This window comes from Arthrobacter rhizosphaerae, from assembly GCF_023062595.1.
In the GTDB taxonomy this organism is placed as follows: domain Bacteria; phylum Actinomycetota; class Actinomycetes; order Actinomycetales; family Micrococcaceae; genus Arthrobacter; species Arthrobacter rhizosphaerae.
Window position 1 is genome coordinate 111,794 of the sequence record NZ_JALLAN010000009.1, and the last position, 25,454, is coordinate 137,247.

26 protein-coding genes and 1 pseudogene are annotated in these 25,454 nt (G+C 63.0%); 13 read left to right on the plus strand and 14 right to left on the minus strand.

Going from position 1 to position 25,454, the window contains the following annotated elements; genetic code table 11:
• Positions 1-17 precede the first annotated feature (17 nt).
• The 3 genes from MU551_RS13585 to MU551_RS13595 are packed head-to-tail and all read left to right on the plus strand — an operon-like array spanning position 18 to position 4,032.
• Entirely contained in the window at positions 18-2,318 is a 2,301-nt protein-coding gene (locus MU551_RS13585; RefSeq protein ID WP_247045404.1) for a DUF5682 family protein, read from the plus strand.
• Positions 2,311-3,504: a VWA domain-containing protein gene (locus MU551_RS13590; RefSeq protein WP_247045406.1), complete on the plus strand. Its 1,194-nt coding sequence runs from the start codon at positions 2,311-2,313 to the stop codon at positions 3,502-3,504. The genes MU551_RS13585 and MU551_RS13590 overlap by 8 nt, the downstream gene beginning before the upstream one ends.
• Before the next feature lie 48 nt (positions 3,505-3,552).
• Positions 3,553-4,032, plus strand: a complete 480-nt coding sequence (locus MU551_RS13595; protein ID WP_247045408.1) for a GNAT family N-acetyltransferase — start codon at positions 3,553-3,555, stop codon at positions 4,030-4,032.
• Here MU551_RS13595 and MU551_RS13600 read toward each other — a convergent pair.
• From MU551_RS13600 to MU551_RS13625, 6 genes are all read right to left on the minus strand, one after another.
• Positions 4,027-4,767 (minus strand): CE1759 family FMN reductase, encoded by a 741-nt coding sequence (locus tag MU551_RS13600; protein WP_247045410.1) that lies wholly within the window; start codon positions 4,765-4,767, stop codon positions 4,027-4,029. The two genes, MU551_RS13595 and MU551_RS13600, sit on opposite strands and share 6 nt — an antisense overlap.
• Positions 4,764-5,237: a MarR family winged helix-turn-helix transcriptional regulator gene (locus MU551_RS13605; RefSeq protein WP_247045412.1), complete on the minus strand. Its 474-nt coding sequence runs from the start codon at positions 5,235-5,237 to the stop codon at positions 4,764-4,766. Before MU551_RS13605 ends, MU551_RS13600 begins: the two co-directional genes overlap by 4 nt.
• 2 nt (positions 5,238-5,239) lie before the next feature.
• Positions 5,240-6,430, minus strand: coding sequence for an LLM class flavin-dependent oxidoreductase (locus tag MU551_RS13610; protein ID WP_247045414.1), 1,191 nt, complete (start codon positions 6,428-6,430; stop codon positions 5,240-5,242).
• A 94-nt stretch (positions 6,431-6,524) separates the two neighbouring features.
• On the minus strand, positions 6,525-7,493 hold the full coding sequence (locus MU551_RS13615; protein ID WP_247045416.1) for a glycoside hydrolase family 43 protein: 969 nt from the start codon (positions 7,491-7,493) through the stop codon (positions 6,525-6,527).
• 89 nt (positions 7,494-7,582) lie between these two features.
• Entirely contained in the window at positions 7,583-8,527 is a 945-nt protein-coding gene (locus tag MU551_RS13620; RefSeq protein WP_247045417.1) for a glycoside hydrolase family protein, read from the minus strand.
• 12 nt (positions 8,528-8,539) lie between these two features.
• Positions 8,540-10,591 (minus strand): glycoside hydrolase family 36 protein, encoded by a 2,052-nt coding sequence (locus MU551_RS13625; RefSeq protein ID WP_247045420.1) that lies wholly within the window; start codon positions 10,589-10,591, stop codon positions 8,540-8,542.
• A 368-nt stretch (positions 10,592-10,959) separates the two neighbouring features.
• On the opposite strand from MU551_RS13625, the gene MU551_RS13630 reads away from it, so the two are divergent.
• The 6 genes from MU551_RS13630 to MU551_RS13655 all read left to right on the plus strand — a co-directional run bounded on the left by MU551_RS13630 (position 10,960) and on the right by MU551_RS13655 (position 14,322).
• Positions 10,960-11,226 carry a hypothetical protein gene (locus MU551_RS13630; RefSeq protein ID WP_247045422.1) on the plus strand — a complete coding sequence of 89 codons (267 nt, stop codon included), beginning with the start codon at positions 10,960-10,962 and terminating at the stop codon, positions 11,224-11,226.
• Positions 11,223-12,143 (plus strand): SDR family oxidoreductase, encoded by a 921-nt coding sequence (locus tag MU551_RS13635; RefSeq protein ID WP_247045424.1) that lies wholly within the window; start codon positions 11,223-11,225, stop codon positions 12,141-12,143. The genes MU551_RS13630 and MU551_RS13635 overlap by 4 nt, the downstream gene beginning before the upstream one ends.
• 51 nt (positions 12,144-12,194) lie before the next feature.
• Positions 12,195-12,770, plus strand: coding sequence for an HhH-GPD-type base excision DNA repair protein (locus MU551_RS13640; RefSeq protein ID WP_247045427.1), 576 nt, complete (start codon positions 12,195-12,197; stop codon positions 12,768-12,770).
• A gap of 85 nt (positions 12,771-12,855) precedes the next feature.
• Positions 12,856-13,440: a histidine phosphatase family protein gene (locus MU551_RS13645; protein ID WP_247045429.1), complete on the plus strand. Its 585-nt coding sequence runs from the start codon at positions 12,856-12,858 to the stop codon at positions 13,438-13,440.
• A gap of 94 nt (positions 13,441-13,534) precedes the next feature.
• The gene (locus tag MU551_RS13650; protein WP_247045432.1) at positions 13,535-13,903 is read left to right on the plus strand and encodes a nuclear transport factor 2 family protein; all 369 of its coding nucleotides are present in this window, start codon (positions 13,535-13,537) and stop codon (positions 13,901-13,903) included.
• Between the two features lie 17 nt (positions 13,904-13,920).
• Positions 13,921-14,322, plus strand: coding sequence for a RidA family protein (locus MU551_RS13655; RefSeq protein ID WP_247045434.1), 402 nt, complete (start codon positions 13,921-13,923; stop codon positions 14,320-14,322).
• A gap of 30 nt (positions 14,323-14,352) precedes the next feature.
• Here the strand turns inward: MU551_RS13655 and MU551_RS13660 are convergent, their stop codons facing one another.
• The 5 genes from MU551_RS13660 to MU551_RS13680 form a co-directional block, all read right to left on the minus strand.
• Positions 14,353-14,958: a TetR/AcrR family transcriptional regulator gene (locus MU551_RS13660; RefSeq protein WP_247045436.1), complete on the minus strand. Its 606-nt coding sequence runs from the start codon at positions 14,956-14,958 to the stop codon at positions 14,353-14,355.
• 129 nt (positions 14,959-15,087) lie between these two features.
• Positions 15,088-15,882 carry a strictosidine synthase gene (locus tag MU551_RS13665; protein WP_247045438.1) on the minus strand — a complete coding sequence of 265 codons (795 nt, stop codon included), beginning with the start codon at positions 15,880-15,882 and terminating at the stop codon, positions 15,088-15,090.
• Positions 15,883-15,912: 30 nt separating this feature from the next.
• Positions 15,913-16,770 carry an alpha/beta fold hydrolase gene (locus MU551_RS13670; RefSeq protein ID WP_247045440.1) on the minus strand — a complete coding sequence of 286 codons (858 nt, stop codon included), beginning with the start codon at positions 16,768-16,770 and terminating at the stop codon, positions 15,913-15,915.
• A 72-nt stretch (positions 16,771-16,842) separates the two neighbouring features.
• Entirely contained in the window at positions 16,843-17,838 is a 996-nt protein-coding gene (locus MU551_RS13675) for an NADP-dependent oxidoreductase (protein WP_247045441.1), read from the minus strand.
• Between the two features lie 178 nt (positions 17,839-18,016).
• Positions 18,017-19,036 (minus strand): LacI family DNA-binding transcriptional regulator, encoded by a 1,020-nt coding sequence (locus MU551_RS13680; RefSeq protein WP_247045443.1) that lies wholly within the window; start codon positions 19,034-19,036, stop codon positions 18,017-18,019.
• Between the two features lie 113 nt (positions 19,037-19,149).
• Here MU551_RS13680 and MU551_RS13685 point away from each other — a divergent pair, with 113 nt between their 5' ends.
• Positions 19,150-21,075 (plus strand): glycoside hydrolase family 127 protein, encoded by a 1,926-nt coding sequence (locus MU551_RS13685; RefSeq protein ID WP_247045445.1) that lies wholly within the window; start codon positions 19,150-19,152, stop codon positions 21,073-21,075.
• A gap of 60 nt (positions 21,076-21,135) precedes the next feature.
• Here the strand turns inward: MU551_RS13685 and MU551_RS23630 are convergent.
• Positions 21,136-21,483, minus strand: a pseudogene (locus MU551_RS23630) (RICIN domain-containing protein); the annotation flags it as partial.
• Between MU551_RS23630 and MU551_RS13690 the strand changes: the two are divergent.
• The 3 genes from MU551_RS13690 (at position 21,367) to MU551_RS13700 (ending at position 22,999) form a co-directional block, all read left to right on the plus strand.
• Positions 21,367-21,654 (plus strand): hypothetical protein, encoded by a 288-nt coding sequence (locus MU551_RS13690; RefSeq protein ID WP_247045446.1) that lies wholly within the window; start codon positions 21,367-21,369, stop codon positions 21,652-21,654. The pseudogene MU551_RS23630 and the gene MU551_RS13690 overlap by 117 nt on opposite strands.
• Positions 21,655-21,698: 44 nt before the next feature.
• On the plus strand, positions 21,699-22,121 hold the full coding sequence (gene arfB, locus MU551_RS13695) for an alternative ribosome rescue aminoacyl-tRNA hydrolase ArfB (RefSeq protein WP_247045448.1): 423 nt from the start codon (positions 21,699-21,701) through the stop codon (positions 22,119-22,121).
• Between the two features lie 170 nt (positions 22,122-22,291).
• The gene (locus MU551_RS13700; protein ID WP_247045451.1) at positions 22,292-22,999 is read left to right on the plus strand and encodes an SDR family oxidoreductase; all 708 of its coding nucleotides are present in this window, start codon (positions 22,292-22,294) and stop codon (positions 22,997-22,999) included.
• Between the two features lie 54 nt (positions 23,000-23,053).
• Here MU551_RS13700 and MU551_RS13705 read toward each other — a convergent pair whose 3' ends face one another.
• Complete coding sequence (locus tag MU551_RS13705) at positions 23,054-23,686, minus strand: dihydrofolate reductase family protein (protein WP_247045453.1); 633 nt, start codon at positions 23,684-23,686, stop codon at positions 23,054-23,056.
• Positions 23,687-23,753: 67 nt separating this feature from the next.
• Positions 23,754-25,262, minus strand: a complete 1,509-nt coding sequence (locus MU551_RS13710; RefSeq protein ID WP_247045455.1) for an MFS transporter — start codon at positions 25,260-25,262, stop codon at positions 23,754-23,756.
• Between the last annotated feature and the right edge of the window lie 192 nt (positions 25,263-25,454).

Below are 25,454 nucleotides of genomic sequence, written 5' to 3' on the forward strand. Positions count from 1 at the left end.
ATGATACGAACTGATCCATGACAGACGTCCACGTCCTGGGGATCCGGCACCACGGTCCGGGTTCCGCCCACTCGGTCGCCGAAGCCCTCGCAACGCTCCGGCCGGATCTGGTGCTGGTTGAGGGCCCGCCGGAACTTGACCCGGTTCTGCCGCTGCTCTCCGATCCGGAGATGACGCCGCCCGTGGCAGGGCTGATCTACGTGGCCGACCAGCCGCGGCTCGCCTCGTTCTACCCGCTCGCGAGCTTCTCCCCTGAGTGGGTGGCCATCCGCTGGGCTTTGTCGACCGGAACAGAAGTGCGGGCAATAGACCTGCCCGCCGCCCACAGCTTCGCGCTGCACCTGACCGCTGCGCCCGCCACACCGCCCCCAGCAGAGAACGACGGCGGCACTTCCGTTGAAGACGCAGGTTCCGCTGTGGACGTGCAACAGCCGTACCGTCCCGACGCCATTGCGATGCTGGCGGAGGCTGCAGGTTACACCGACGCCGAGCGCTGGTGGGAGGACGCCATCGAACACCGGAACACAGGCCCCGTGGACCGGTTTGCTGCCATCACCGACGCCATTGCGGAAATCAGGGCGGCAGACAACAGGCCCAGTGACCACCCCGACGTGAGGGAGAACAACCTGCGGGAGGCCGCCATGCGAAGGCTGCTGCGGACCGCCATCAGGGAAGGGCGCGGAAGCATTGCCGTAGTGTGCGGTGCCCATCATGCCCCGGCGCTGGTCCCCGCTCACTTTCCCCCGGTTTCTGCCGACAACAAACTGCTTGCTGGTCTTCCCAAGGCGAAAGTTTCCGTCACGTGGGTGCCGTGGACCTCTGACCGGCTCAGTCTGCGCAGCGGATACGGGGCCGGCGTCACCGCACCGGGTTGGTATCAGCATCTCTTCGCCCACTGGACGGCGAAGGAGCCCAACGGAGATGTGGCCACGACCTGGCTGGTCCGGGTTGCCCGTACTCTGCGCAGGGAAAACCTCGACGCGTCCACAGCCTCCGTCGTCGAAGCCACCCGGATGGCGAATGCCCTGGCGGCCGTGCGTGGGCGGCCCAGCCCCGGACTCGCAGAACTGGACGATGCTGCTCAGGCCGTGCTCTGCGATGGCTCACCGCTGCCGCTGGCGCTGGTGCACCGGGAAGTCACCATCGGACTCGAACTTGGGAACGTGCCGGAGGCCGCCCCGACGGTTCCGCTGGCCGCAGATCTCGCTGCTGCTCAGCGCAGGCTGCGGCTAAAGCCCGGTGCGATGGAAGAGGTTGTGACCATCGACCTGCGCAAGCCGAATCAGCTGGCCCGCTCCGTACTGCTCCACAGGCTGGCACTGCTCGGTGTGGACTGGGGCGTACCCAGTGAAACCGGCCGGACCACAGGAACTTTCAAGGAGGCGTGGACACTCCGCTGGGAGCCGGAACTGTCCGTTGCCCTGGTGGAAGCCAGCCGCTACGGCACCACCCTCTCCTCTGCCGCCGCAGCGTACGTTTCCGAACGCGCCCAGCTCGCCACTGGCCTCACGGAGCTCAGCGACCTGCTCGCAAGCTGTCTCCTCGCCGACCTTCCCGACGGGATCAGCGGCGTGGTGTCCGTCCTCGCGGAGCGCACCGCCTTACAGCAGGATGTTCCGCCGCTGCTGGAAACCATTGCGCCTCTTGCCCGGACCTGCCGATACGGCAATGTCCGCGAAGTGGACGTGACGGAAGTGCGGAAGATTCTTGACACGACGGTGGTGCGGGCGTGTGTTGGCCTGCCGGTAGCCTGCGCGGGACTGGACGATGAAGCCGCTGCAGTGATGCGGCGGGCAATTGACGCAGCCCAATATGGCTTGTCACTGTTGCCGGAGCTGCCGCTGGACGACTGGCACCGGGCTCTCGCTGCCGTTTCAGGTTCGGACCGGGTCCATGGAGCTGTCGCCGGGCGCGCCTCCAGGCTGTTGCTGGACGCCGGCTTGGTCGACAGGGATCAGGTCGCGGCCAGGCTCAGCCGCCGGCTATCCATCGCCACTCCGGCGCCGGAAGCCGCCGCCTGGCTCGATGGGCTTCTATCAGGCGACGCCGTTCTGCTGATTCACGACCGGCGCCTCCTGCAGATCGTCGATGAATGGGTGGCAGGTGTGCAGGACGAGGTCTTCGATGACGTGTTGCCCCTGCTGCGCAGGACGTTCTCACTGTTCGGCCCGCCAGAACGGCGGGAGATCGGCGAACAGGTAAGCCGCGTCAATGATCTCAGGCAGACCGCAAACCCGATGGCACTTGACCTGGCAGGCGCGGGACCCGCTATCCGCACTATGGCCAGGTACCTCGGATGGGAGGCGAACCGTGACTGACACGAACCCTGATGGCCGCGACAGGCTCAGCCGCTGGCGGCTGGTGCTCGGCGGACATGGCGCCGACGGCGTCACAACGGCCGACGGCCAGAATGTGGCCCTCTCGGCCGTTGATCAGCTCCGTGACCGTGCCCTGGATGATCTGTACGGGCCTCCCAAAAAGGGGCCGGGAAGCCTCGGCGCATCCAGTCCCCGCGTGGCCCGCTGGCTCGGCGATATTCGTGGATATTTCCCTTCCTCTGTGGTCCAGGTGATGCAGGCCGACGCAATGGACAGGCTCGGCTTGCGGCAATTGCTCCTCGAACCGGAGATGCTGCGCACCGTACAGCCGGACGTCGGACTGGTCAGCACGCTGATCGGGCTAGGCCGGGTTATCCCCGAACATTCCCGCGAGACCGCCAGGACGGTGGTCCGGCAGGTGACCAGCCAACTCGAGGAACGGCTGCGCTCCAAGACCGTTCAAGCCGTCTCCGGAGCATTGAACAGGGCTGCACGGACGCGACGCCCCCGCCATCGGGACATCGACTGGAACCGCACCATCGCGGCCAACCTCAAGCACTATCAGCCCGAACATCGCACCATCGTGCCAGAGCGGCTGGTCGGGTATGCCAGGAGAAGCTCTGAAGTGCAGCGTGAGATCATCCTGTGCATTGACCAATCCGGGTCCATGGCCGAGTCGGTGGTGTACTCCAGCGTGTTCGGTGCAGTGCTCAGCTCACTTCGGTCGGTGCGCACACGGCTGGTGGTCTTCGACACGGAGGTTGTTGACCTGTCAGAGGACCTGGAGGATCCGGTGGATGTGCTCTTCGGCGTGCAACTCGGTGGCGGCACTGACATAAACCGGGCGCTCGCCTACTGCCAGGACCAGATCACCCAGCCGGCAGAGACGATCCTGGTGCTGATCAGTGATCTCTACGAGGGCGGAATAGCCGAGGAGATGCTGAGAAGGGCCGCCGCCATCGTGGGATCGGGAGCCACCATGATAGCCCTGCTGGCCCTAAGCGACAGCGGCCACCCGACGTTTGATGCGAACCATGCCGCCGCCTTGGCGGGGATCGGCGTCCCGGCATTCGCCTGCACGCCTGATCTGTTTCCGGAGATGATGGCCGCGGCCATCGAACGCCGGGATGTGGGCGAATGGGCAGCTGCCCACGACATCGTGACCAATCACGAAAGCCAGCAATGAGGGTCGTTACTTGTGGACGCCGGGTAACGGGCCGAGGATGATGAAGCCGTGACTGTTGATTTCTCTGCAAGCGCCAATATCCCCCGGCGGGCTACTACAGCCGACGCCGCGACAGTTGCCCGGTTGCTTCACGATTTCAATACAGAGTTCGATACTCCTACCCCCGGCCCGGACGCCTTGAAAAGGCGGCTGACGTACCTGTTGGCGGGCGACGATTTGGTTGCATTAGTCGTCGGGGAGCCGGCAACAGGACTCGCGGTGCTCAGCTTCCGGCCCAACGTCTGGTACGAAGGGCCCGTTGCGATCCTTGACGAGCTGTACGTCCGCCCCGACCAACGTGGTCAACGTCTGGGCAGCGCGCTTCTGACCGCCGCATGCGACCTGGTCCGACGTCGGGGTGGGGAATTGATGGAAATCAACGTCGACGGCGAGGATACCGACGCACGGCGTTTCTACGAGGCCCGGGGGTTCAGGAACACTGAACCGAATCGGACGGATCCGCTGCTTTACTACTTTCGAGAGCTATGAGCCCGCGTCCGGGCCCAACCTTGTACTGCTGGAGTTTCGTCCCGCCCCGCCTGCTGCGAGCTGCATGAGTGTGGAGTCGAAGTCGAGGTCCTGGGTGGTTTGCGCAGCCCTCGTGGCCCGCCCGGCGAACTCGTGTTGGTAGCCACTCCAGGCGGCATCCGAGATGGCGCGGCCAACGCCCGTCCTGATGACCTGCGCGAGTTCCTGTGCGGCGCGTTCGATCCGGTCGCCAAATGCCGGAGAACCCCAATCTTCGGGCGCTGCGAACACTGATGTGGGCAGGGTCAACGCACGGAAGTAGGCAAAGAGTGAGCGCAAATGATCGTCGACGACGAGCGCGTGGCGTGCCGTCCCTGCCGTGGCGGCGATCATCACGGGCTTTCCGATGAGAAGGTCACTGTCGATCAGATCCACGAAGGACTTCAGGAGACCGCTGATGCCGGCCTTATAGACGGGAGTCGACACAATTAATGCGTCGGCTTCGGAGAGAGATTTCATGGCCTCTTCGATGGTGCTGCCAGGGAAACCTGCGGTGGTGGCGCGGGCGATATCAAGTGCGAGTGGGGCCAGCTCTATCACGCGCACCTGCGCAGAGCGGCCCTGCTCAGCCAGCAGGGCGGTGGTTTTCCCGGCCAAGCGATCTGCCAGCATACGGGTCGACGACGGTTCACTGACTCCCGCGGTGACGACGACGAGGGAAACCGCTGCCGCGGTGGGGCTTGAGTCAGCGCTCATGGTTGTGGGGTCCGTTCTTCCGGGGCGGTTGAGTTATGTGGTGTTGCTGCGAGTTCCCGGCACAGATCCCGCAGCAAGGCGAGCTTGCCGGCGTCGAGCGTTCGGGTCATCGCGTCAGCGACCTGCATGGCGTGGCGTGCTCCAACTCTGCGCTGGAGGGCGGCACCGGCAGGCGTCAGCCGCATGCGGGATACGCGCTTATCGTCCGGATCAGGGAACCGCTGGACCAGGCCGCTCTTCTCCAGGCGGACGAACAGCCTGGACAATCCGGGCTGGGTCAGGAGTACGTCCTCACCCAGTTCGGTAATGCGTTTCCCTTCCGGTGCGGTCGACAGGGCATACAGGACGCCGTAGTCGCGAGGAGGAAGATCGGCCCAAACATCGCTTTGTTCAAGCTCTCTAACGATCGCTGTCTGCGCCCGGAAAAGCGCTTCCCAGGCCTCGTTGGCCAGGCGGGCATTGCGCGTCATCTTCAGGCCACCGTCGGGAAACGGGCGATCAGATCCGGGTCGCTGTCCTCGTAAGGCGAACTGCCGGTCAGGTTGTCACCGCGGTTGGCGCGGGGTTTTGGCTGACGGGGCGCCGCGGCGCCGTACTTGGCCCTGAGAAGGCTCTCGTGAGTGGGAGCATCGGGAACGCCCGGTGCACGCCGTGCGTCCATTTCCTTACGCAGCACGGGAACCACTTCAGTTCCGAGCAATTCGATCTGTTCGAGGACTTGCTCGATCGGGAGCCCGAACGCGTCAACGACCCACAACTGGCGCTGGTAGTCGCCGAAGCCCTCCTGGAAGGTCAGCGTCTTGTCGATCACCTGCTGGGGACTGCCCACGCTCATCGGAGTACTCTCCATGTAATCCTCAAGGTCATAACTGTGGCCGTAGATCGGGGAGCCCTCGAAGTACGGACGGAAGGTTCTGACGGCGTTCTGGGAGTTCTTCGCGATGAACGAATGGCCGCCCAGGCCCACAATCGCCTGTGCCGCAGTGCCGTGCCCGTAGTGCTCGAAGCGTTGCCGATACAGGTCCACGAGTGGCTTGAAGTGCAAGTTCGGAGCGAGCAGATTGTTCGCGAAGAAACCGTTGCCGTAGTAGGCAGCCTGTTCCGCGATCTCCGGGGTCCGGATCGAACCGTGCCAGACGAACGGCGGGACGTCATCGAGGGGGCGGGGCGTCGAGGTGAAGCCTTGGAGAGCACTGCGGAACCCGCCCTCCCAATCTACGACGTCCTCGCGCCACAAGCGGTGCAGGAGGTTGTAGTTCTCGAGCGCGAGCGGCAGGCCTTTGCGGATGTCCTTGCCGAACCACGGATACACGGGAACGGTGTTTCCGCGGCCGACCATCAGGTCCAGCCGCCCCTTGGCGATGTGCTGCAGCATGGCATAATCCTCGGCCAGCTTGACGGGATCGTTTGTAGTCATCAGCGTGACTGATGTGCTGAGGATGATCCGCTTCGTCAAGGCAGCGACCGCCGCGAGGAGTGTTGTGGGTGAGGACGACACAAACGGGGGGTTGTGGTGCTCCCCTACCGCGAAGACGTCAAGTCCAACCTCATCTGCCTTCTGCCCTATCCGCAGAAGTGCCTGGAGACGCTCTGCCTCGCTGGGGGTCTTCCCCGTAACCGGGTCCTTTGTAACGTCGCTTACCGAAAATATTCCGAACTGCATGATGTCCGCCTTTCATTGTCGTCAGGTACAACAACATGCGCAGTCATGTATTCCCAAGGCGTCGATCTTCGATAAGCGCTAGCCCGCAGCCGGGTCAGAAACGGTCTGGATTCCCCCAAGCGGTGTAGAGCCGTCCGTACTCTTCGGCGGTCACCGGCAGCACGACACCGTGGCAGGGGTCCGGCGGCAGCCGAAAGTCCTCGGAAGGAGTCCATTGGCCGCCGGCAAGGTTGGTCGTCTCGAAGGGAACGTAACGGCGTTCCGGCGTGAACTCGTCGAGCCACAGGAACCACTTGTCCTCAGTGTTCGACCCGTACACCAAGGGCCCCTCGCCCCGGCTGATCGCGTCGAGGCCGATGCCTTCGGCCAGCGGCTTCCAGTCGAGCGCGGTCAGTGATTCGGCGGTCTCCGAGAAGACAGACTTGCCGTGCGGGGCCTTTCCACTCCGGGCGCGTTCGTCTTTGACGAAGCGGTAATAGAGGCCTTCGTGGTCGATCACCGTGGCGTCAATCGTGGGCCATCCCCGGTCGATCCAGACGCGCGGCTCGGAGAACTCGCGGAAGTCGCGAGTGGCAGCGTACATGATCCGGTTGTAGCTCTCGCCTTCGTGTTCGGCGTTGTCATAGAGGGTCGAAGACCAGTGGACGAGGAAGGCGTCCTGCCCAGGATCCCAAACCGACTCCGGCGCCCAGGTGTTGCCTGCCTCGGGCGGCGCCACCTCGACGAGACGGCCTTCCCCCCAGTCCACCAGATCCGTCGACTCCCAGACCATGATCGAGCGGCTCCCCCTGCGCTGGAGTCGCTCCCAGTCGGCGCAATCGTGTACACGCAGGTCGGTCGCAACGAGGTAGAACCGGTCGCCTTCCGGCGAACGCACTATGTGCGGGTCACGGACGCCGCGTTCCCCCAAAGCCGAATACAGGACCGGCTTGCCTTCGTTGAGGTCATCGAAGTGCAACGGGTCGTTCCCATCGCTCAGGGCGAAGTGGATCTGCTCACCGTCGGCTGATTCGCGTTTGAAATGGACATAGAGGTACCCCGCGTACACACGGCTGGAACTCATCGGTCTGGACCACTCTTTTCTGTGTCAGGGTGTAGCCAATGTCGGCTGGGATTAGTGTTTCAGCTTGTGGCGGCGGTGAGCAGTACAGTTCACGGCCCATCCGGCGGAAGGATCGGCGCCGTCAGCACCTCGTCCCTGTCGCACACCAGCCGGCCTCCGGCAACACTCGCCCGGGCGACCTGGATGGACGTGCGGCGGTGAGCGTAGAGGCTGTCGCTCGCCGTTGCGCCTGTGGGCCGTCCTGGGTGGGTGAAGTAGAAGACGAAGGCATCATTGCCGACAACGACCACGTCGGCGTGGAGTCCGTTGCCGCCGTCGTCCTCACCCGAGCCGGAGTCGGCGAGGATACGATCCTGAATCTCCCAGGTGCGCAAATCGGTCGAACGGTGCACCCGCAGGCCGGCCCATTCATCGGTGAGCATCCAGTACGAGCCGCCGAGCCCGAAGACGTTCGGCCCCTCGTGAGGCAGGTTCTCCACGGCCGCTCCGCCCGGCGTCCACCTGTACAGGTCGGGGCTGTCGGCCGAGTAGGTGTGTGTGCCGTGGTCATCGTCCTTGAACCACATACGCCAGCCGCCATCCGGGAGCTGGACCACACAGGCGTCAATGACGTGCTCGGAATTGAGGTCAAGCGTGGACTGGTACTCCCAGCGCGCCAGATCCACGCTGGTGTAGTGGCGAATGGCCCCCGGGGCGCCCCACCTTGTGTGCACGCCCTCGATGTAACTCACGTACATGTGGTAGATCACGCCGTCGTCGACAACCTCGGGCGCCCAGAATGTGTTCCGGCCCCAGCCCGTCTCCAGTCCCTGTGCAGTACCGCGGTAGGACCATGTCGCACCGCCGTCGGCCGAGGCGGCGATCCCGATGTCGGTGCCGAACACCCAGGCGACGTCGTCGATCGGGGGCGCCAGGACGCGGCGGTTGGTGTAGAACATCCACCACTCCCCCGCGGCGCGGTTCCAGATCACAGTCGGGTCCGCGGCTCCATCCTGAAACGGGTCACGGAACAGCGGCTTCGGGATCTCGGTCATCGTTTCGCCTCCTCACCGCACCGCGAAGATCCGGGCGGCGGGACCGGCCGGAACCTTAATGACCGGCAGATCTTCATCCGTGCGGATCTTCCACTGTGGCAGGGTGACGGGATAGACCTGCTCGACGGTCCGCCCACGCAGGCCTGGCAGGGTGATCTCTGCCTCCCCACCGCGCGACCAAAGCGCCAGCAGCGACTCGGAACCGGCGTCCAATTGCAGCGCGATCACCTCGTCCTCCCATCCCGGGAGGCCGAGCGGCCATACGGGATGTGCCTTGGCGATGCGGTGGCGCCAATCGCTGTGGAGCGCAACTGCCTCGCGCACCAGCGCGAACCGCCCGGCGTCGAGCTCGCCCAGGAAACCGGAGAGATAGAGCCGGCCCATCACGCCCGCCGTCATGGCGAAGGCCGTCTCCTCAACGCTCATCGACGCGGCCGGGTACGCCCAGTTCCCGGCCTGCTCGGGGAGGACGCTCGCGGGCGCGGCAGCGGCGATCGCCGCGTACCGGCGGAAATCCTGCTGGTCGCTGGTGGACTGCAGGTGCGCGACGGACAGCAGGTTGTAGTCCATGCGCATTCCGCCCGAGGAGCAGCTCTCAAACAGGACTTCGGGGTGCCGCCCCTGGGTGTCGCTCAGCCAGTCACGGAAGGCCCGGGTGTGTCCCAGGAGCCCGGCCCCGGGCCCCTCAGCGTCCACGTCGGTGCCGACGCCCGAGTTGACGTTGTAGTCGAGCTTGAAGAACTTGATCCCGAACTCGCCCACGAGCCTGTCCACGGCCTCGTCCAGGTGCGCGCGCGCCGCAGGGTGCCGGAAGTCGAGCTGGAGATGCCCGGTCTCGCTGACACGCCGTCCGTGCCGCCGGAAGAATGCTTCCTCCGGCAGCCGCCGGGCCAGCGGGGCATCGACGCCGACGGCCTCGGGTTCGAGCCAGAGACCCGGGCGCATCCCCTTGGCGCGGATCGCGTCGATAACCGAGATCAGCCCGCCCGTGAACTTTCCGGGGGCCTCTCGCCAGTCGCCCGCGTCCGCCCACCAGTTGCCCGAGCCGAACCATCCGGCATCGATGCAGTAGTACTCCGCACCCGCTTTCGCCGCCGCCTCGATGAGCGGCAGCTCCTTCTCCGTGGATGGACCGGCCATGAGCGTGTTCATGAAATCGTTGTAGACCACCGGAAGGCCTGCATCGACCGGACGCATTTCGCGGATGGCACGGCGGTAATCCGTGAGCGCCGCGAAGGCAGCGTCCCGTCCGCCCTCGGCGACGCAGAACCCGGCGGGCGCCGTCGTAAACTCACCTCCGGGAGCCAGGCGTTCGGCGAACTGGTGATACAGATCAGTCGGACCGTACACGCCGACGGTGACCGTGCCCTCGGTCTGTGTCACCTCCCAATGCCAGCCCGCGCTGGTCTCCACCTGCCATGCGAAGGAGGGCCCGTCGGTGATGGCGAGGACTCCGGTGGGCAGGAACTCGCCGCTCGAAAAGGAACCATGGCTGGTCACCGCGAAGTTCCCGCGCGGTTGCCGGTTGTGGAACGCCGGGCTGATATCCGGCAACAGTTCGGAGAGTGGACGCTGATGCCAGCGTCCCTCGGCGAGCCATTCGCTTTCACCCCAGAGCACGTCGTACTCCCCCTCCGGGACGGCCACGAGTCCGGAGCTCACAGAGAGGAGCACGAGATCGGCCTCCGCGCCGTTGCGGACGGTGTGCTTGATCTGGACCCCTGGCCCTGCTGCCCGGAAAACACTGGTCACTTCAACGCCGCTCTCCTGATCACGCTGGCGAATCCGCAGCTCATCGCCCAGGGCTTTGTGACCGGCGTAGCGGAGACGGAGGCCGGCACCCCACAGCAGGAGGCTCTGGTTGAGGCGGGCGCGCTGCTCCCCGGCAGTGCTCACGTCTACGATCGGCGAGGTTGCCACCAACGACACGCCATCCGGGCCGGTCGCCCAGTGGATGAGCCGGACAGGGTGGTCATCGGCGTGGTCGAACCGCAGGTGCAACCCGGGGTGAGCCCACTCGATGACTGCTTCGAGGTGGGGCTGCTGAGGGTGGTTCACTGTCATTGGCTTACTCTCATTGGATAATTTTGTGCGGAAGAGTCAAGGAAACAAGCTAACCGGAGGCCCGGGTGACCACAACAGCTGGACGCCCAAAAGGTCGGATGGATTCAGACCCGCCCATAAACCCAATGAACCATTCTCCTGCTGCATCTTGTTTAAAGAGGCAGGTACTCGAACGGATAGATCATATGTATCAGGCCTCGGCGAATGCTTTCCAGTTACTTTAGCCGTGATGGTGAACGCAGGCAATCGATTTCCTCAGCCTGGTTAGCGGGACAAAAAACGTCTCTGCCGGGTGTTGGCAGTCCAGTAGTTGAAGGTCCGGACAGAAGATGCCGCCAGCCGCGAACTTTTTGCGGGACACTACGTGTATGGCCGAAAACAAGACCGTCCCGACCGGCGCAAGCGTCGAGGAGTTCCTATCTTCCGTTGAACATCCCACCCGCCGGGAGGACGGCTTTGCCCTTCTCCGGATCATGTCCGAGGCCACCGGGCAGGCCGCCGTCATGTGGGGTCCCAGCATTGTGGGCTTCGGGTACCACGTGGATACTGCAGTCCTGGAGCAGCTCGTCCGCACGGGCTACGAGTACGTCGTGACGGAACTTGATGTTTCACAACCCGGCGGGGGGCGGCGATGACTGACAATGGACCGGTGTTGGTGGTGGGCGGTACCGGCATGCTGGGCGGCCAGGTGGTCAACGAGCTGCTGGCACGCGGAAAAGAAGTACGCGCCCTGGTTCGTGTCGGCTCGGATGCGACCCGTCTGAAAGCCGCCGGGGCCACAATTGCCCGTGGCGACATGATGATCCCGGGTTCGCTGAGGCGGGCGATGGACGGCGTCGACTGCGTGATCACTACCGCGGCAGGATATACCCGGCATCGGAAGGGTGACACACCAGAAACCGACGTCATCGGCAACGCCAACCTTGTTGATGCAGCGAGCGCCACCAAGGTGCGTAGATTCGTCCTGACGAGCATCCTTACCTGCGACCAAACCCCCGGCGTTCCGCACTTCTGGCACAAGAAGCTGACCGAGGACCGGCTTGAAGCCCTGGGCGTACCATTCGTGGCTGTGCGGCCTGGCGCGTTCTTTGACCAGGTAACCCGTTTCGGTGGTGACCCCATCCGCAATGGACGCTTCAGATGGCTTGGCGACCCCCGAATCCCGCTCTCATTTGTGCTCACGGCAGACGTGGCGGGTTACCTGGCAACGGCAGTGGACGCCCCCGGCGTCGAGGGTCAACGAATCGATATCGGTTGGGACAGGCCGATCAGCATGCAACAGGTGGCCGGGATCGCCGGGCGGCTCGTCGGCAAGCGGATGAGGGTGCAGGCCATCCCCACCAGACTCGTCCGCACGATGAGCACCCTCCTTGGACCGATAAACCCCATGTTGAAGGATCTGGGTTCGATGATCGCCTGGTTCCAGAGCGGCCGCTACATTGCAGAGATCACCCGGCAACGGGAAGTCTTCGGCACAGTGCCGACCCCCGAAGATTCCATTGCCCGGCTGATCACAAGCCTCGGCCACTCAATCGAGCCACAAGCCTTGTAACTCAGTGCAACTTCCCCTGACCCCGAACACGGCCCATGGGAAGATTGGCGCATGGACCTGCATATCACTGGCGACTCCGCCGCCGACCAACTGCTCAGCAATGACGCCTTCGCACTCCTGGTCGGGATGCTCCTCGACCAACAGGTGACCATGGAATCCGCCTTTGCCGGACCCGAAAAGATCCGGACGCGCATCGGCTCAATGGCCCCAGCCGCAATCGCCGAATACGACCCAGCGGGCTTTGTTGAAGTTTTTAAGGAGCGCCCGGCCGTTCACCGCTTCCCGGGCTCTATGGCCGGCCGGGTCCAGGCGCTCGCCGAAACCATACAGCGGGACTGGGATGGGGACGCGGCTGCCATCTGGACCCGGGACGACCCGGATGGACGGGAAGTACTCCGCAGGCTGAAGGAATTGCCAGGGTTCGGCGAGCAGAAGGCGAAGATCTTCCTGGCGCTGCTCGGCAAGCAGCGCGGGCTTCAGGCAGAAGGCTGGCGGGAGGCGGCCGGTGCTTATGGCCAGCAGAACGCATATCTGTCTGTCGCCGACATCGTTGACCAGGAATCGCTGAAAAAAGTGCGAGCCAGCAAGCAGGCTGCAAAGGCCGCTGCCAAAGCCCCCAAGACGTGACGTGATAACTCCTTGGCTGTAATGAACCGCTGTCCAAGGAGCTGCTGGTTCGGTGCTTGCACCGCTGCCGGGGCAGAATGAACACGTGACTCTTACGACTTTCGCCCTCCTCCGCCATGGTCAAACAGATTGGAATGCGCAGCGCCGGCTGCAGGGATCCACCGATATCCCGCTGAACGACGTCGGCCGTGGCCAGGCACGCGACGCCGTCGCCGTCCTTTCCGGCTACGAATGGGACGCGATCGTATCCTCACCGCTGAGCCGTGCCGCTGAAACCGCCGATCTGATTGCCGCCGGGCTGGGGCAGCACGTGGCCCGGCGCGTACCCGAGCTCGCCGAACGGAGCTTCGGACCCGCGGAAGGCCTGTGCGCCGGCCCCGACCTGGACGCATTGCGCATCCCCGGTGGCTACCTCGGCGCAGAAAGCGAGGACGATGCCGCCGGCCGGGGGCTGGACGCCCTGGAAGCACTGGCCGAGGAATTTCCGGGCGGACGCGTCCTTATCATCGCTCACGGCACGCTCCTCCGTCTAAGCCTCAGCCGAGCCATCGGCCGCACCCTGCACAGCATCGACAACGCCACCCTGAACCTTGCCCACCATCACCCCGTTGACGGCTGGCAGCTTGAGTATTTCAACGGCCAGCAGATAACTGCCGGCGTCGCCAGCTGACGCACGGGGGTTTGCATCGGCATCCCGGAACCCTTGTCGGCTGTGACGTCCGCGCGTAACCTGTGAGCGAAACCGGTCGGCAGGAGGTCCAATCATGGCATCAACAGAGTCAAACAAAGAGACCGTGGCACGTCTTTTCGACGCCTTTCGGGCCGGTGACACGCAGGCCTTCGGCGAGGTGATCGTGAACGACTATAAACAACACAATCCCATGGCGGGGGATGGTTTACAGGCTGTTCAGAGTTTTTTCGAGCAGTTCGGTCCAGTCGACGTTGAAGTCCACCGTGTTATAGCGGAGGGCGACTTCGTCGTCGTCCATGCGCACTACAAAACGTTCAATTCTGCCGGCGTCGACATCTTCCGCTTCAACCACGACGGCAAAATCATCGAGCACTGGGATGTTCTCCAGGACGTTCCTGCCACGACGGCCAGCGGGAACGACATGTTCTCGCAACTCACCTGAGTTCAAGGCCACCGGGCATGGCACGCATTCAACGCATCCGTCCTGAAGGGCTTGTTTCAAGCCCCGCCTTCAGCCATGTGGCCATCGTGCCTCCCGGCGCCACCACCACCTACGTTGGGGGACAGAACGCCGTCGATGCCGAGGGTTCGCTCGTCGGTGAAGGCGACGTGGCCGTGCAGTCTGCCCGCGCCCTCGAAAACGCCAGAATAGCCCTCGCCGCGGCCGGAGCGACTTTCGCTGATGTCGTGCAATGGACGGTGCTCTTTGTGGACGGCGTCGATCTTGCAGCCGCCTACGGTGCGATTGCCTCGCAACTCGCCTTCGAGGAACCTGCTCTGGTCACCGGGGCGCGTGTCGCCGGGCTGGGCGTACCCGGCGCGCTCGTGGAGATCAGCGCGGTTGCCGCTGTTCTCCCGTGAAAGTGCGGCTATTCCTCGCTGGATTCAGGATTAGCGCATCGGCAAGAGAACCCGGACCTGCTCGCCGATCTGAGTGAGGATTTCGTCCACAGAGCTGGAAATGTTGATGGTGGCAGCCATGCTGACGAACATAATGGCCGAGATGATGTGCGCGAGCTTTGCGGCATCCCCGGGCTCGACGCGCGGGTCACGCCCCAACACACCAGCCATGGCTTCCTCAGTCTGAACGGTCAGGGTGAGGGCTTCGCGGTGGTGTGGTTCCTGAGGGTCACCGAACACCAGCTCCCGGAGGTATGTCCGGCCGTTGTCGACCTGTTTACGGTTGCACTCCACCACCGGACGGACGATCGCCATCACAGCCTCCAGTACATCGGGGATGCCCTCGGCGTTCGCCCTGCCCTTGACCAGTGCATCTGCGTAGGTGGAGTTCTGTACCAGCAGGAGCAGCTCAGCCTTGGTCTTGGCATAGAGGAACAGGGTGCCCGTGCCGATATCAGCTTTGTCGGCGATCTGCTGGGTAGTGACCTCATCCACACCAAACTCGGAGAAGAGCTCGAGGGCTGCTGCCGTGATGCGGTCGAGCTTGTGCTGTTTGTTCCGCTCACGCCGTCCAACCTGCTGGGGGGTGACTGACATTACGTTTCCTCCGGAAAAATGTCCTGATTTTGCTGGTTCGGGAGCATAGTCAGAACTGCTTTAGCTCGAATCTGTTGTCGGTTCATTCTTTCACGCAGTCATCCTCGTACCGAGTAAGACTGCGTGCGTCTACGCCTGGTAATGCGGGAGGATGCCGCCATCCTTCACATAGGTCAGCGCCGCGGTCACGTTGTAGGCATGGACGGCGCACGCTACCGACGCCAGGGAATCGGACATGTTCCTGACCGTGCTGCTTTCGAAGAACGCGGCGCGCGCTGGGCTATCTGCGAAGCCGAGGCTTATTGAGGCATGGAAGCGCTGGTCTTCAGGGTTGTCGTGGGCGACGTTAGGGGTGTCCCACAGCTTCTCGTTCCAAGGCATGAATACCTGGGTTCGGAGTTCTGTCAGCGCGCCCGGGTTCGCGAGTGCGGGCACCAGCTCGTCGGTGACGAACTTCCGGAAAGTCCGGGTGCCGATGCCCTCGCGTCTCCTGAGGTAGATCAGGGCCCGGGCGCCCGTTTTCTTACCGGGGCCTGCGACGTCGTACCAGCGGGCAGAGTTGGGCAGCCCGGCGTAAAGCAGGGTGCGTCGGAACACGTTTATCTCGTCCTGGTACGCGAGACGGGTCTGCTTCCGGCCCAGTAACGGAGAGAGCACGGAGGCGAAGGTAACTTCGGCGACGCCATCGATCCGCCGGTCTGTGGGGATGGCCGTCTCGAGCCCGGCGCTGGCCGGCCACAGCCCGGGATTGGTCTCGGCGAGGTGGATCTGGCGGTACTCATTGAACCCCGGGGTCGGCGAGATGATCTTGGAGTGGGGGCCCTTCCAATAGTCCATCCCCTGCTGCCGGGGCTGATCCGTGCGGATCCACAGCATGATTGATGATGCGAACGGCTTTTTCGTGTACGGAATCGTGTTGGACATTAGCTCGTCCTTTGTGGGTTTTCGGTGTGGTCAGTTGGTGAGGAACTCGACGGCGATCGGTGCGAACTTGTCGTGGAACTGGAAGATGCCGCCGTGGCCGGAGCCGGGGTAGATGATCAGCTCGGAGCCGTTGATGCGGCGGTGCAGGTCCTCTGACAGGACCGACGGGACCATCCGGTCGTTGTCTCCGTTGGCGATCAGGGTGGGCTGGGTGATCTTCGAGAGGTCTGCCGGCGTGCTTAGCCCCCATTTCTTGATCGCCTGCAGCTGGGTCCGGAAGGCTTTGATCGTGATAGGTGCGTCGCGATCTGCAGTGCGCTCCTCGAGTCGTTTCACGAACGCTTTCCCGGCCTGCTTGCCGGCGGCGTCGCGGTTGAAGAACAGGAATTCCTTGGCATCGGACCGGGTCAGGGTTGCGCGGAGAATGTCGTAATAAGTGGTTCCGATGACCTTGTGCATGTCTTTGCCACCCTTGGGGCCTGTTCCGGTGAGGACAAGCTTGCGGACCAGTTCCGGGTGCCTGGCAACCAGGGCCTGGGCGACCATGCCGCCGAGGGAGAAGGAAAACACATCGATTTTCTCGTATCCGAGGGCTGTGATGAAGGTGTAGGCGTCCTCGGCCATCGCTTCGATGCTGTCGGGCACCTGCCCGGTCGAGGCGCCGACGCCCTGGTTATTGAACGTGATGACGTGGCGGTTCTTCGCGATGGGATCGATGATCCGCGGGTCCCAGTTGTCCAGGGTTGCGGCCAGGTGGATGAAGAAGACGACCGGGATGCCGCCCTTGGGCCCAAGTTCACGGTAGGCGTAGCTCAAGCCTCCCGCATTGATGGTGCGGGCCGGTGCTTTGGCGTAAGAGGTGATGACGGGTTCATTCAAGGCAATCATGATGGTGCTCCTATGGGATGAGATGTGAGTTGTCTTTGTGGGAGGGGCGTGATCGCCTGGTTGCGGGCAGGGCTAGCGGTTGCTGATGACGGCCTTGCCGCGGATGCCGCCCTTGTCCAGGCCCTGAAGTGCCTGGACAGTCTGGTCGAAGGGGAAAACCCGTCCGACGATCGGGCGCAATGCACCGCTGTCGATGAGGGCGGTGATCTTGCGCAACTGGTCCCCGCTGGCGCGCATGAACAGGAACTCGTAGCTGACGCCCAGCTTCCTGGCCTGACGGCGGATGCCCGCGCTAAGGCCGCTGATGGCAAGGCGCAGCACGGGATTCAGTCCGGCTTCACGGGCAAAATCCGGGTCTGGGGGTCCGGAAATCCCGATTGCCTTACCGCCGGGCTTCAGCACGCGCAGGGATTTCTGAAGGGTCTCGCCGCCGAGGCTGTCCAGCACAAGGTCGTAACCGCTCAGGAGCTGTTCGAAGTCCTGGCTGCGGTAGTCGATGGCGATGTCTGCTCCAAGATCGCGCACGAAGTCCAGGTTTCCGGCACTTGCCGTGGTGGCGACCGTTGCACCGAGATGCTTCGCGAGCTGGATCGCTATCGAACCAACTCCCCCGGCGCCTGCGTGGATAAGGACCTTCTGTCCCGGCCGGACATTGCCGCGCTCAACCAGGGCCTGCCACGCCGTTAGGGCGACCAGGGGCAAGGAGCCGGCCTCCTCCATGGTGATGGATTCCGGCTTCAGAGCCAGATCAGCCTCATCGACCGCGATCCGTTCTGCAAACGTACCAATACGGTCCTGATCCGGGCGGGCGTAAACCTCGTCCCCCGGCTTGAAAGCGCGTACCGCGGCGCCCACACGGATGACCGTTCCGGCAACGTCATTGCCGGGAATCAAAGGCAGCTTGTACGGCAGGATCTGCTTGAACTCCCCCGCACGGATCTTCTCGTCGAGCACATTCAGACCTGCAGCCTGTACCCGCACGAGCACATCGCGCTCCCCCACTGTTGGCTCGGGGACATCCGATTCCTGCAGCGGACCCTTGTATTCCTTGATGACGAACGCTCTCATGCTGCCTGCTCCTGGTTGGTGGAAGTTGTGAATATGGGCATGCGGCCCAAATGTACGAGTTCACTCAATTATGAGTTCACTCATTTATTTTGTCAAGGGGGCAGCCAGCATCGACCTCAAAGAGAGGAAGCCTCTACCAATCGGCAGAGGCTTCCTCTATTGATTCAGGAATATCAGGTCACTCAATGCTCCCCCGGTCCACGATGAGGCCGGAGAGTTTATGGATTCCAGCAACGGGTGCGCCGGGGGTGATGAGTGTTTGGATGGCCGCACGCCCGAGCCCGTCCAGGTTCAAATCGACGCTGGAGAACGGTCGTCGCACATCCGCGCACAGCACGGACCAGTTATCGAACCCGATCAAGGCAACGTCTCCGGGTACGCGAAGCCCTCGCGCTTCCAGCGCATCCATTGCCCCGCGGGCAATCTGATCGTTACCGCAGACCAGCGCGTCGAATTCATTGGCTTCGTCGAGGAGTCGATGCACCGAGGACCAGCCCCAGGTTTCGTGCCAATCCCCCATCGCCGGCGCGCCCCCAATGAGTTCAAGTCCCGCTGCCGCTGCAGCCAGACGTGTGCCTTCGGCCCGGTCAATTGCAGCCAACGACTGCGCTGGACCTCCCAGATGCACAATCGCTCTTCGGCCGGCGCCGATGAGTCTTTCCGTGGCCAGCTTTGCGGATGCTGCGTTGTCGCAGACGAACGACGTGTCGGCAGGATCCTGCGACGGAGCGTAGACGTAGACGACGGGCACGACTGTCTGCAGACGCAGCGGCGGCCTGGGCTCGGGAGTATCGCCGACGAGTAGCAGTCCATCTACACGGCGGCTCAATAGCGCTTTGGCGTGTTGTAGTTCAAGCTCCGGATTTCCCCGCGAATTGGACAGCAGTACCGTGGACCTGTCGGCGGCCATGGCGCCTTCGGCTCCCATCATGATCGGGAGTGAAAATCGGCCTTCAAGATCACTGGTGATGATTCCAACAGACTGAGTTCGGCCGCCGAGCAGCCCGCGGGCCAGGAGATTCGGTGAAAACGAAAGCTCCTCGGCAGCCTCGAGAACGCGCACCTTCGTTGTCTCGGCGACGTCGTAGCGATTGCTCAACGCCTTTGAAGCGGTCGCTATTGAAACTCCCGCGGCAGCTGCCACATCTGCCAGCGTTGGGTTTTTGTGGGGTGCTGTGTCGGACGGTTGAGCTCCCATGAACACTTCCCTCTCTCTTGACAGCTGCAGATCCACGCTACTACATTTGGGCTTCGAAAAGCCTTTCGAAAAGCTTTTCGAACGGCTTTTTCATCATTAGAAGGATCAAAACCATGGCATCCCAAGCCATTGCCCGAACCGGGCGCCCCCTGTCGCCGCTGCCCCTCGCGGCTGTCGTTATAGATGACCATTTCTGGTCGCCCAAACGTGACGTCGTGCGCAGCCGGACCTTGCCCCAGCAGGAAGAGCAGATGCGGAAAGGTGGTCAGTTTGAAGCACTGAAGCTGGCCTGGAAGGCCGGTGAACCTGAGCCACACATCTTCTGGGAAAGCGACGTCGCCAAATGGATCGAAGCAGCAAGCCACTGCCTGGCCACTTCCCCGGATCCGGAACTCGAGGCTGCAGTGGACGAGGCGATCGAGCTTCTGGACGGCGCCCAGCAGGAGGACGGTTACCTTAACGTCTACTTCACTGTGGTTCGGCCTGGTGATCGGTTCACCGACTTGCGGGACGGGCACGAGCTGTACTGTGCCGGTCATCTTATTGAAGCCGGTGTTGCCCACTATCAGGCAACCGGCAAAACCAGTCTCCTGGGGATCGTCCGACGGTACGCCGACCTTATTGCCACGACATTCAGCCCTGGCGGGCCGTGTGAAGGCGGCTACGACGGGCATCCGGAAATCGAGCTCGCTCTGGTCAAGCTGTACCGTGCAACCGGGGAGCGCCGGTATCTCGAGCTGAGCCATCAGCTGATCACGAACCGGGGGCGGCAGCCGTTCTACTTCGACATTGAGTTGGAGCGCCGTGGCAACGAGGGCTACTTCGCCGGCTTCTTCCCGCAGCGGCCCGAGCAAGTCCAGCGTTTCCGGGAGTACAACCAGAGCCATAAGCCCGTCGCCATTCAGGACAAGGCGGTCGGGCATTCGGTACGGGCTGTTTACATGTATTCCGCTCTGACTGACCTTGCAGCCGAGTATGGTGACACCGAACTCGCCAAAGCATGCGACGTGCTCTGGGAGAACCTGACCAACAAAAAGCTCTACATCACCGGCGGCATCGGCTCGAACCACTCCATCGAGGGATTCGGCCCCGATTACGACCTCCCGAACGAAGATGCCTACGCTGAAACCTGCGCCGCCATCGGCCTTGTTCAGTGGGCCCAGAGGATGGCCAACACCCGTCACGACGGGCGCTACATCGACGTCCTGGAACGTGCCCTCTATAACGGCGTCTTAAGTGGCGCCTCAGCGGACGGAACGCGCTACTTTTACGGCAATCCGCTTGCAAGCAGCGGCAATGTGCATCGTCAGGAATGGTTCGGCGTAGCCTGCTGCCCTCCCAACCTGGCCAGGCTCCTGAGTGAACTCGGGCGCTACGCATACTCCCTGGGGAGCAACGAAGCGTTAATCAACCTGTTCATCGCGGGCACCGCACGATTCACACTGGACGTTGGCGACATCACCCTCCGCCAGATAACCGACTACCCACGACACGGCAAAACGGAAATTATCGTGAGTACACCCCAGGCCGCCGAGTTCACCCTTTCCGTCCGTATCCCGTCTTGGAGCAAACCGACGGTGACGCTCAACGGCCTGCCGCTGGACATCACGGGTGTCCGTAACGGTTATTTGTCCCTGACACGCACTTGGGATGACGGTGACACAGTGAGCCTGGACCTGAATCTTGCACCCCGACGGACGTGGGCCAACCCCAACATTGCCTCAACAACGGGCAAAGTGGCGCTGGCATGGGGGCCGCTTGTGTACTGCCTTGAAGGCGTCGATCACAACGTGCCCGTGCGCAGTATTACCCTGCCCCGATCCAGCGAGCTGAGGGCGGTCGCAGACGACCGCACCGGAGCCGTAACCCTTCACGCCGCTGCAACTGCCCTCAGTCCATCCCATGACGGGGAGCTTTATCCGACATCCCCGCCTGACGCGAAGCCAGTGGCGCTGACAGCCGTGCCTTATTTCTCCTGGGCGAACCGTGGCCAGGCAGACATGACCGTGTGGATCCATGAAACCGGCCTCCACACGTAGAAGGATAAGGAGGTGCGGGCCTCCGGGAAGAACCCGCACCAACCCTATTTGTTCTGACCGCATGGTCCACTGCTGGTTGGTCTGGCTGCTGCAGCTCCAGATCACCACGCGGGAGCCATTTGCAGTACTGGCCTGATTTACATCCAGGCATTTGCCCGACTGCTGCCCGACAAGCTCCCGGGTGACCTGGTTATAGGTCCACTTCTGGTTGGCGCCTCCCGTGCAGGACCATTGCTGCACGACGGCGCCGTTGGAGGTTGACTGGCCTTTGACGTCCAGGCACTTGCCGGAGTGGGCATTGACGAGCTGCCCAGAGGAGTCGAGAGTCCAGTTCTGGTTCATGCCGCCATCGCAGGTGTAGATATCAACCACTGCACCATCCCGGGTATCGAAGCCGAAGAGGTCCAGGCATTTACCGGATTGCGCCCCGAGGAGGGTCTTCGCCTGCGGCCGGAGCTCAGCCACAAGCTGCTTGGCCAGATCAACCGAACCACCCACCTGCAGGGCGATGTCCTGGCCTCAGAACTCATTTCACGGCGTTCCATGGGCCGTGCCGCAGGAACGCTCAGCAAGCTCTAAATGCGGATGCTTCCGTAACGCCCGTCTTGTGCGACGCTGGTTGCATGGATCTTGAGGTGTTGCCCGCGCTCACGATTCCCACCTCGGAACTCAGCTGGCGGTTCTCGCGTTCCTCCGGGCCTGGCGGTCAACACGTCAACACTTCCGATAGCCGCGTTGAACTCTCGTGGAACGTCGCCGCTTCTGCTGTGCTTTCGGACGCTCAACGCCTGATGCTGCTTACACGTCTCGAGCGACGCCTCGTCGACGGCGTGATCACCGTGACCGCTTCCGAGCGGCGCTCTCAGCTGCGCAATCGAGAGATCGCATTGACCAAGCTTTCCGACCTCGTAGCGGAAGGCCTTGCTCCCGAGGCAGTTCCCCGCCGGGCAACCAAACCCACGCGGGCATCGAACCGGCGGCGGCTGGCCGCAAAGGAACACCGCTCGACCACGAAGCAGCAACGGAAGCGGCCATCGGCAGAGTAGGCCGGGTGCACGTTGGGAATAGAAACTGAGGACACTCGGTTATGAGCATAGTCACCATTTCTCGAGCGGATTGTTTTGTTCATTCCACCCGGCAAAAACCGGTCAACGGTGGCAGATCAATCTCCGCAGCGGCTGCTGCGGAGACAACTTATAACCAGAAAGTTCGTGATATGCCTTCACTCAATGGAGCAGTCGTCCTGGTCACCGGAGCAAACGGCGGCATCGGAACCCACTTCGTGCACGATGCCCTCCCCCGCGGCGCCAGCAAGGTTTACGCCACTGCCCGTACCCCGCGTACCTGGGATGACGAGCGCATAGTCCCGCTCACGCTCGACGTTACCGACCCCGCTTCCATTCAGGCCGCTGTCGAGGCCGCAGGCGACGTCAATGTGTTGATCAACAATGCCGGCGCCTCCCCGGCCAGCTTCGGCATCCTTACGCACACCGATGAGGAAATCCGGAACAACGTGGAGACGAACTTCCTCGGCCCGCTGTTTCTCGCCCGCGCATTCGCACCGATCCTGTCAGCGCAGAACGACTCCGTCATCATCGACATCCATTCGGCAATGAGCTGGTACGCCGTAGGTGGCATCTACAGCGCCACCAAGGCTGCCCTCTGGTCGGCCACCAACTCGCTGCGCCTGGAACTCGCCCCCGAAGGAGTCCACGTGGTGGGCGTCCACGTCGGGTGGGTCGACACTGCCATGGCCGCGCACAGCACCGATCCCAAAACGGATCCGGCCGATCTTGTACGCACAGTATTGAATGCCGTCGAAGCCGGCCAGTACGAGGTTCTCGCCGACGAGCTGTCCGTGCAGCTCAAGGCCGGTCTCAGTGCACCCCTCGAGGCTCTGTACCCCCAACTGGCTCAAGCCTAGGAATACTGACGGCCGTGGTCATGATTCGCGCCCATGACCACGGCACAAAATTCTTCAATCGGTGCCGCTGCCCGGCGGACCGGTGAGGACTGTGGGGATGTACTCGAGCAGTTGGAGCCGGCCGTCGAAGGTCCTGCTGTCCACCATCTCAAGGGCGACGTCGGGATAGCCGTCATAGATCCGCTCCCGGCCGGTGCTGCCCGTGATGACCGGGAATACGACCAGCCGGAACCTGTCCACGAGGCCAGCAGTCAGCAATGACCGGCAGAGGCTGAGGCTGCCGAGGGTGCTCAAGGGTTTGGTCCCGGTCCGTTTCAGCTCCGCCACAGCCTCGACGGCGTCCCCAGTGACCAGCTCAGAGTTCGGCCAGGTCAGCGGCGCTTGGAGGGTGGAGGAGAATACGATCTTGGGCACGGCTGCAAGGCCGGTCAGGCTGGCGCCCTCGGTTTCGGAGAATGCCGAGTCCTCAGCCGCGGCCTGCTCTGACATGCCGGACATCAGCCGATAGGTGTTGGCTCCGAAAAGGAAGGTGTAGTTTTTCTCCGCTTCTTGCTTGAGCCAAGCCAGGTATTCAGGCCCTTCGAGGCCCCACCAACCCGGCCACCCCTCCGCCGAGGCATATCCGTCCAGGGAGATGATGAGATCGACCATCAGCTCCGATGATGCATCCGCCGTTGCCTCGCCCATGGCTATCTCCTCGCTCTTAATCGACGCCGGCCCGTACATCCGTGCGTCATTCCCACTTATTGATTACTCATCCAGCAGACTGGGAGTCCGCGTCCGCCGTTGGCTTCGCCTCGGCTGCTGCCTTCGCATACGAGGCCGAAACCCGGCGGTAGACCGGGGTCAGGAAGGCCAGCAACGCGGCCACTACCATGATGATCCCTGCGATCAGGAACACCAGGGCGATGCCGCGGGAGACGCCCTCGCCCAGCAGCGGGGCCAACTGGGTGGCGCCGTCGTCGGACCGCGCGTACGGGATGATCCAAAACTGGGCGATCGGCGCGATGAGGAACGCGGTGATTGGCGCTGCGGCGGACTCGAACGCCATGGCGAATCCGAACACCCGGCCCTGCCGTTGAAGCGGCACCACCTGTTGGATGACCGTCTGCTCGGCAGCCTCCACGACAGGGATAAGAACCAGGTACAACCAGATGCCTGCGATGTACAGCCATGCCCACTCCCGCACTGTGAATACAGCACCGAGGACCCCCATGACGACCACCGCGAAAAGCATGGTGCGCAACGGGTTGGCTCCAAGCCCGAACTTACCCACCAGCGCTCCGCCGATGATGAAGCCGGTGGACCCCAGCGCGAAGACGGCTCCCCAGATTTCAACCGGGAACATCTCCAGGCCATAGGGATCCATCAGCGCCATGTAGACGCCACCGATGAAGTTGTTGAATGTGGAGAACAGGATCAGCGCGAAGAGTCCGGCGATGGCCAACACGGCGGCGATGGAACCCCGCAGGTCGAACGCGCCGTGCGCGTCGGTGGTGGCCACCCGCACTTCCTCGGGCATGCGCAGGGTGAGCAGATGCGCGAAGGCCAGTATCGTGAGCACCACGGCGACGACCACCGTCCAGCCCATGCCCAGCAACCCGATGGACAGTCCGGAGAGCACCGAGGTGACAATAAAGGCCAGCCCCTGCACCATGCCAACCATACCGTTGGCGTTGGCCCGCCTGTCCGGATCGATGAGGATGGTGACAATGGTGGAAAGTGCCACGTTGCGCATGTTCTCAACCACGGCGCCGACGAGGATGATCAGCGTGAAGAGCCAGAACCACGGCTGTGTCAGGTCCAGCAGCTGCGCCGTTGGTGTCAGCAGGAACATCACTCCGGACAGCACGAACATCACCAGGGTGAAACCCGCGGCGAACCGCATCACGGCAAGTTTGCGGTATCGGTCCACGAACGTGCCGAAGCTGATGCTGGAAAGGGCAATCAGCAGCATATATGCACCGCCGACTACCCCAGTGGCGATTACGTTGCGCGTTTCCAGGTACACCCAGAACGTCAGCGCGAACCACAAGTAGCTCGTCGTGATGTTGGCCAGGGCTGTGTTCACCAGGATCCCGGCGAAGGTGCGGGAACGCTGTTCCGGACTTCGCAGCGAAGTGTCGACGGCGTCCGGATCAGTTAAGTGCGGGGATTCACCGTCCTCGACCTGCGTCGAAGTCAGGGCCGATTCCTCAGGGAGGACACGGTCGCTTTCTGGAGCTTCAGCGGCCTTGTTCCGGGCCGGTTCCTGCTCGGTCATGCGTCCCAGTGTAGTGACAACCACGAAGGGCCGACAGGGTCCGGACCTGACCAAAATTTATCCGGGGTAGGGTAATCAACCTCACAGCCGGCTCTGCTTACGGCCCGCCTTGGGCAGCGCAATGTGGACACAGTTTCCTATTTCGCCAGAGACCCAGCAAGCTAGATAGGGGCTCAGTTCAGGTGCGATCGT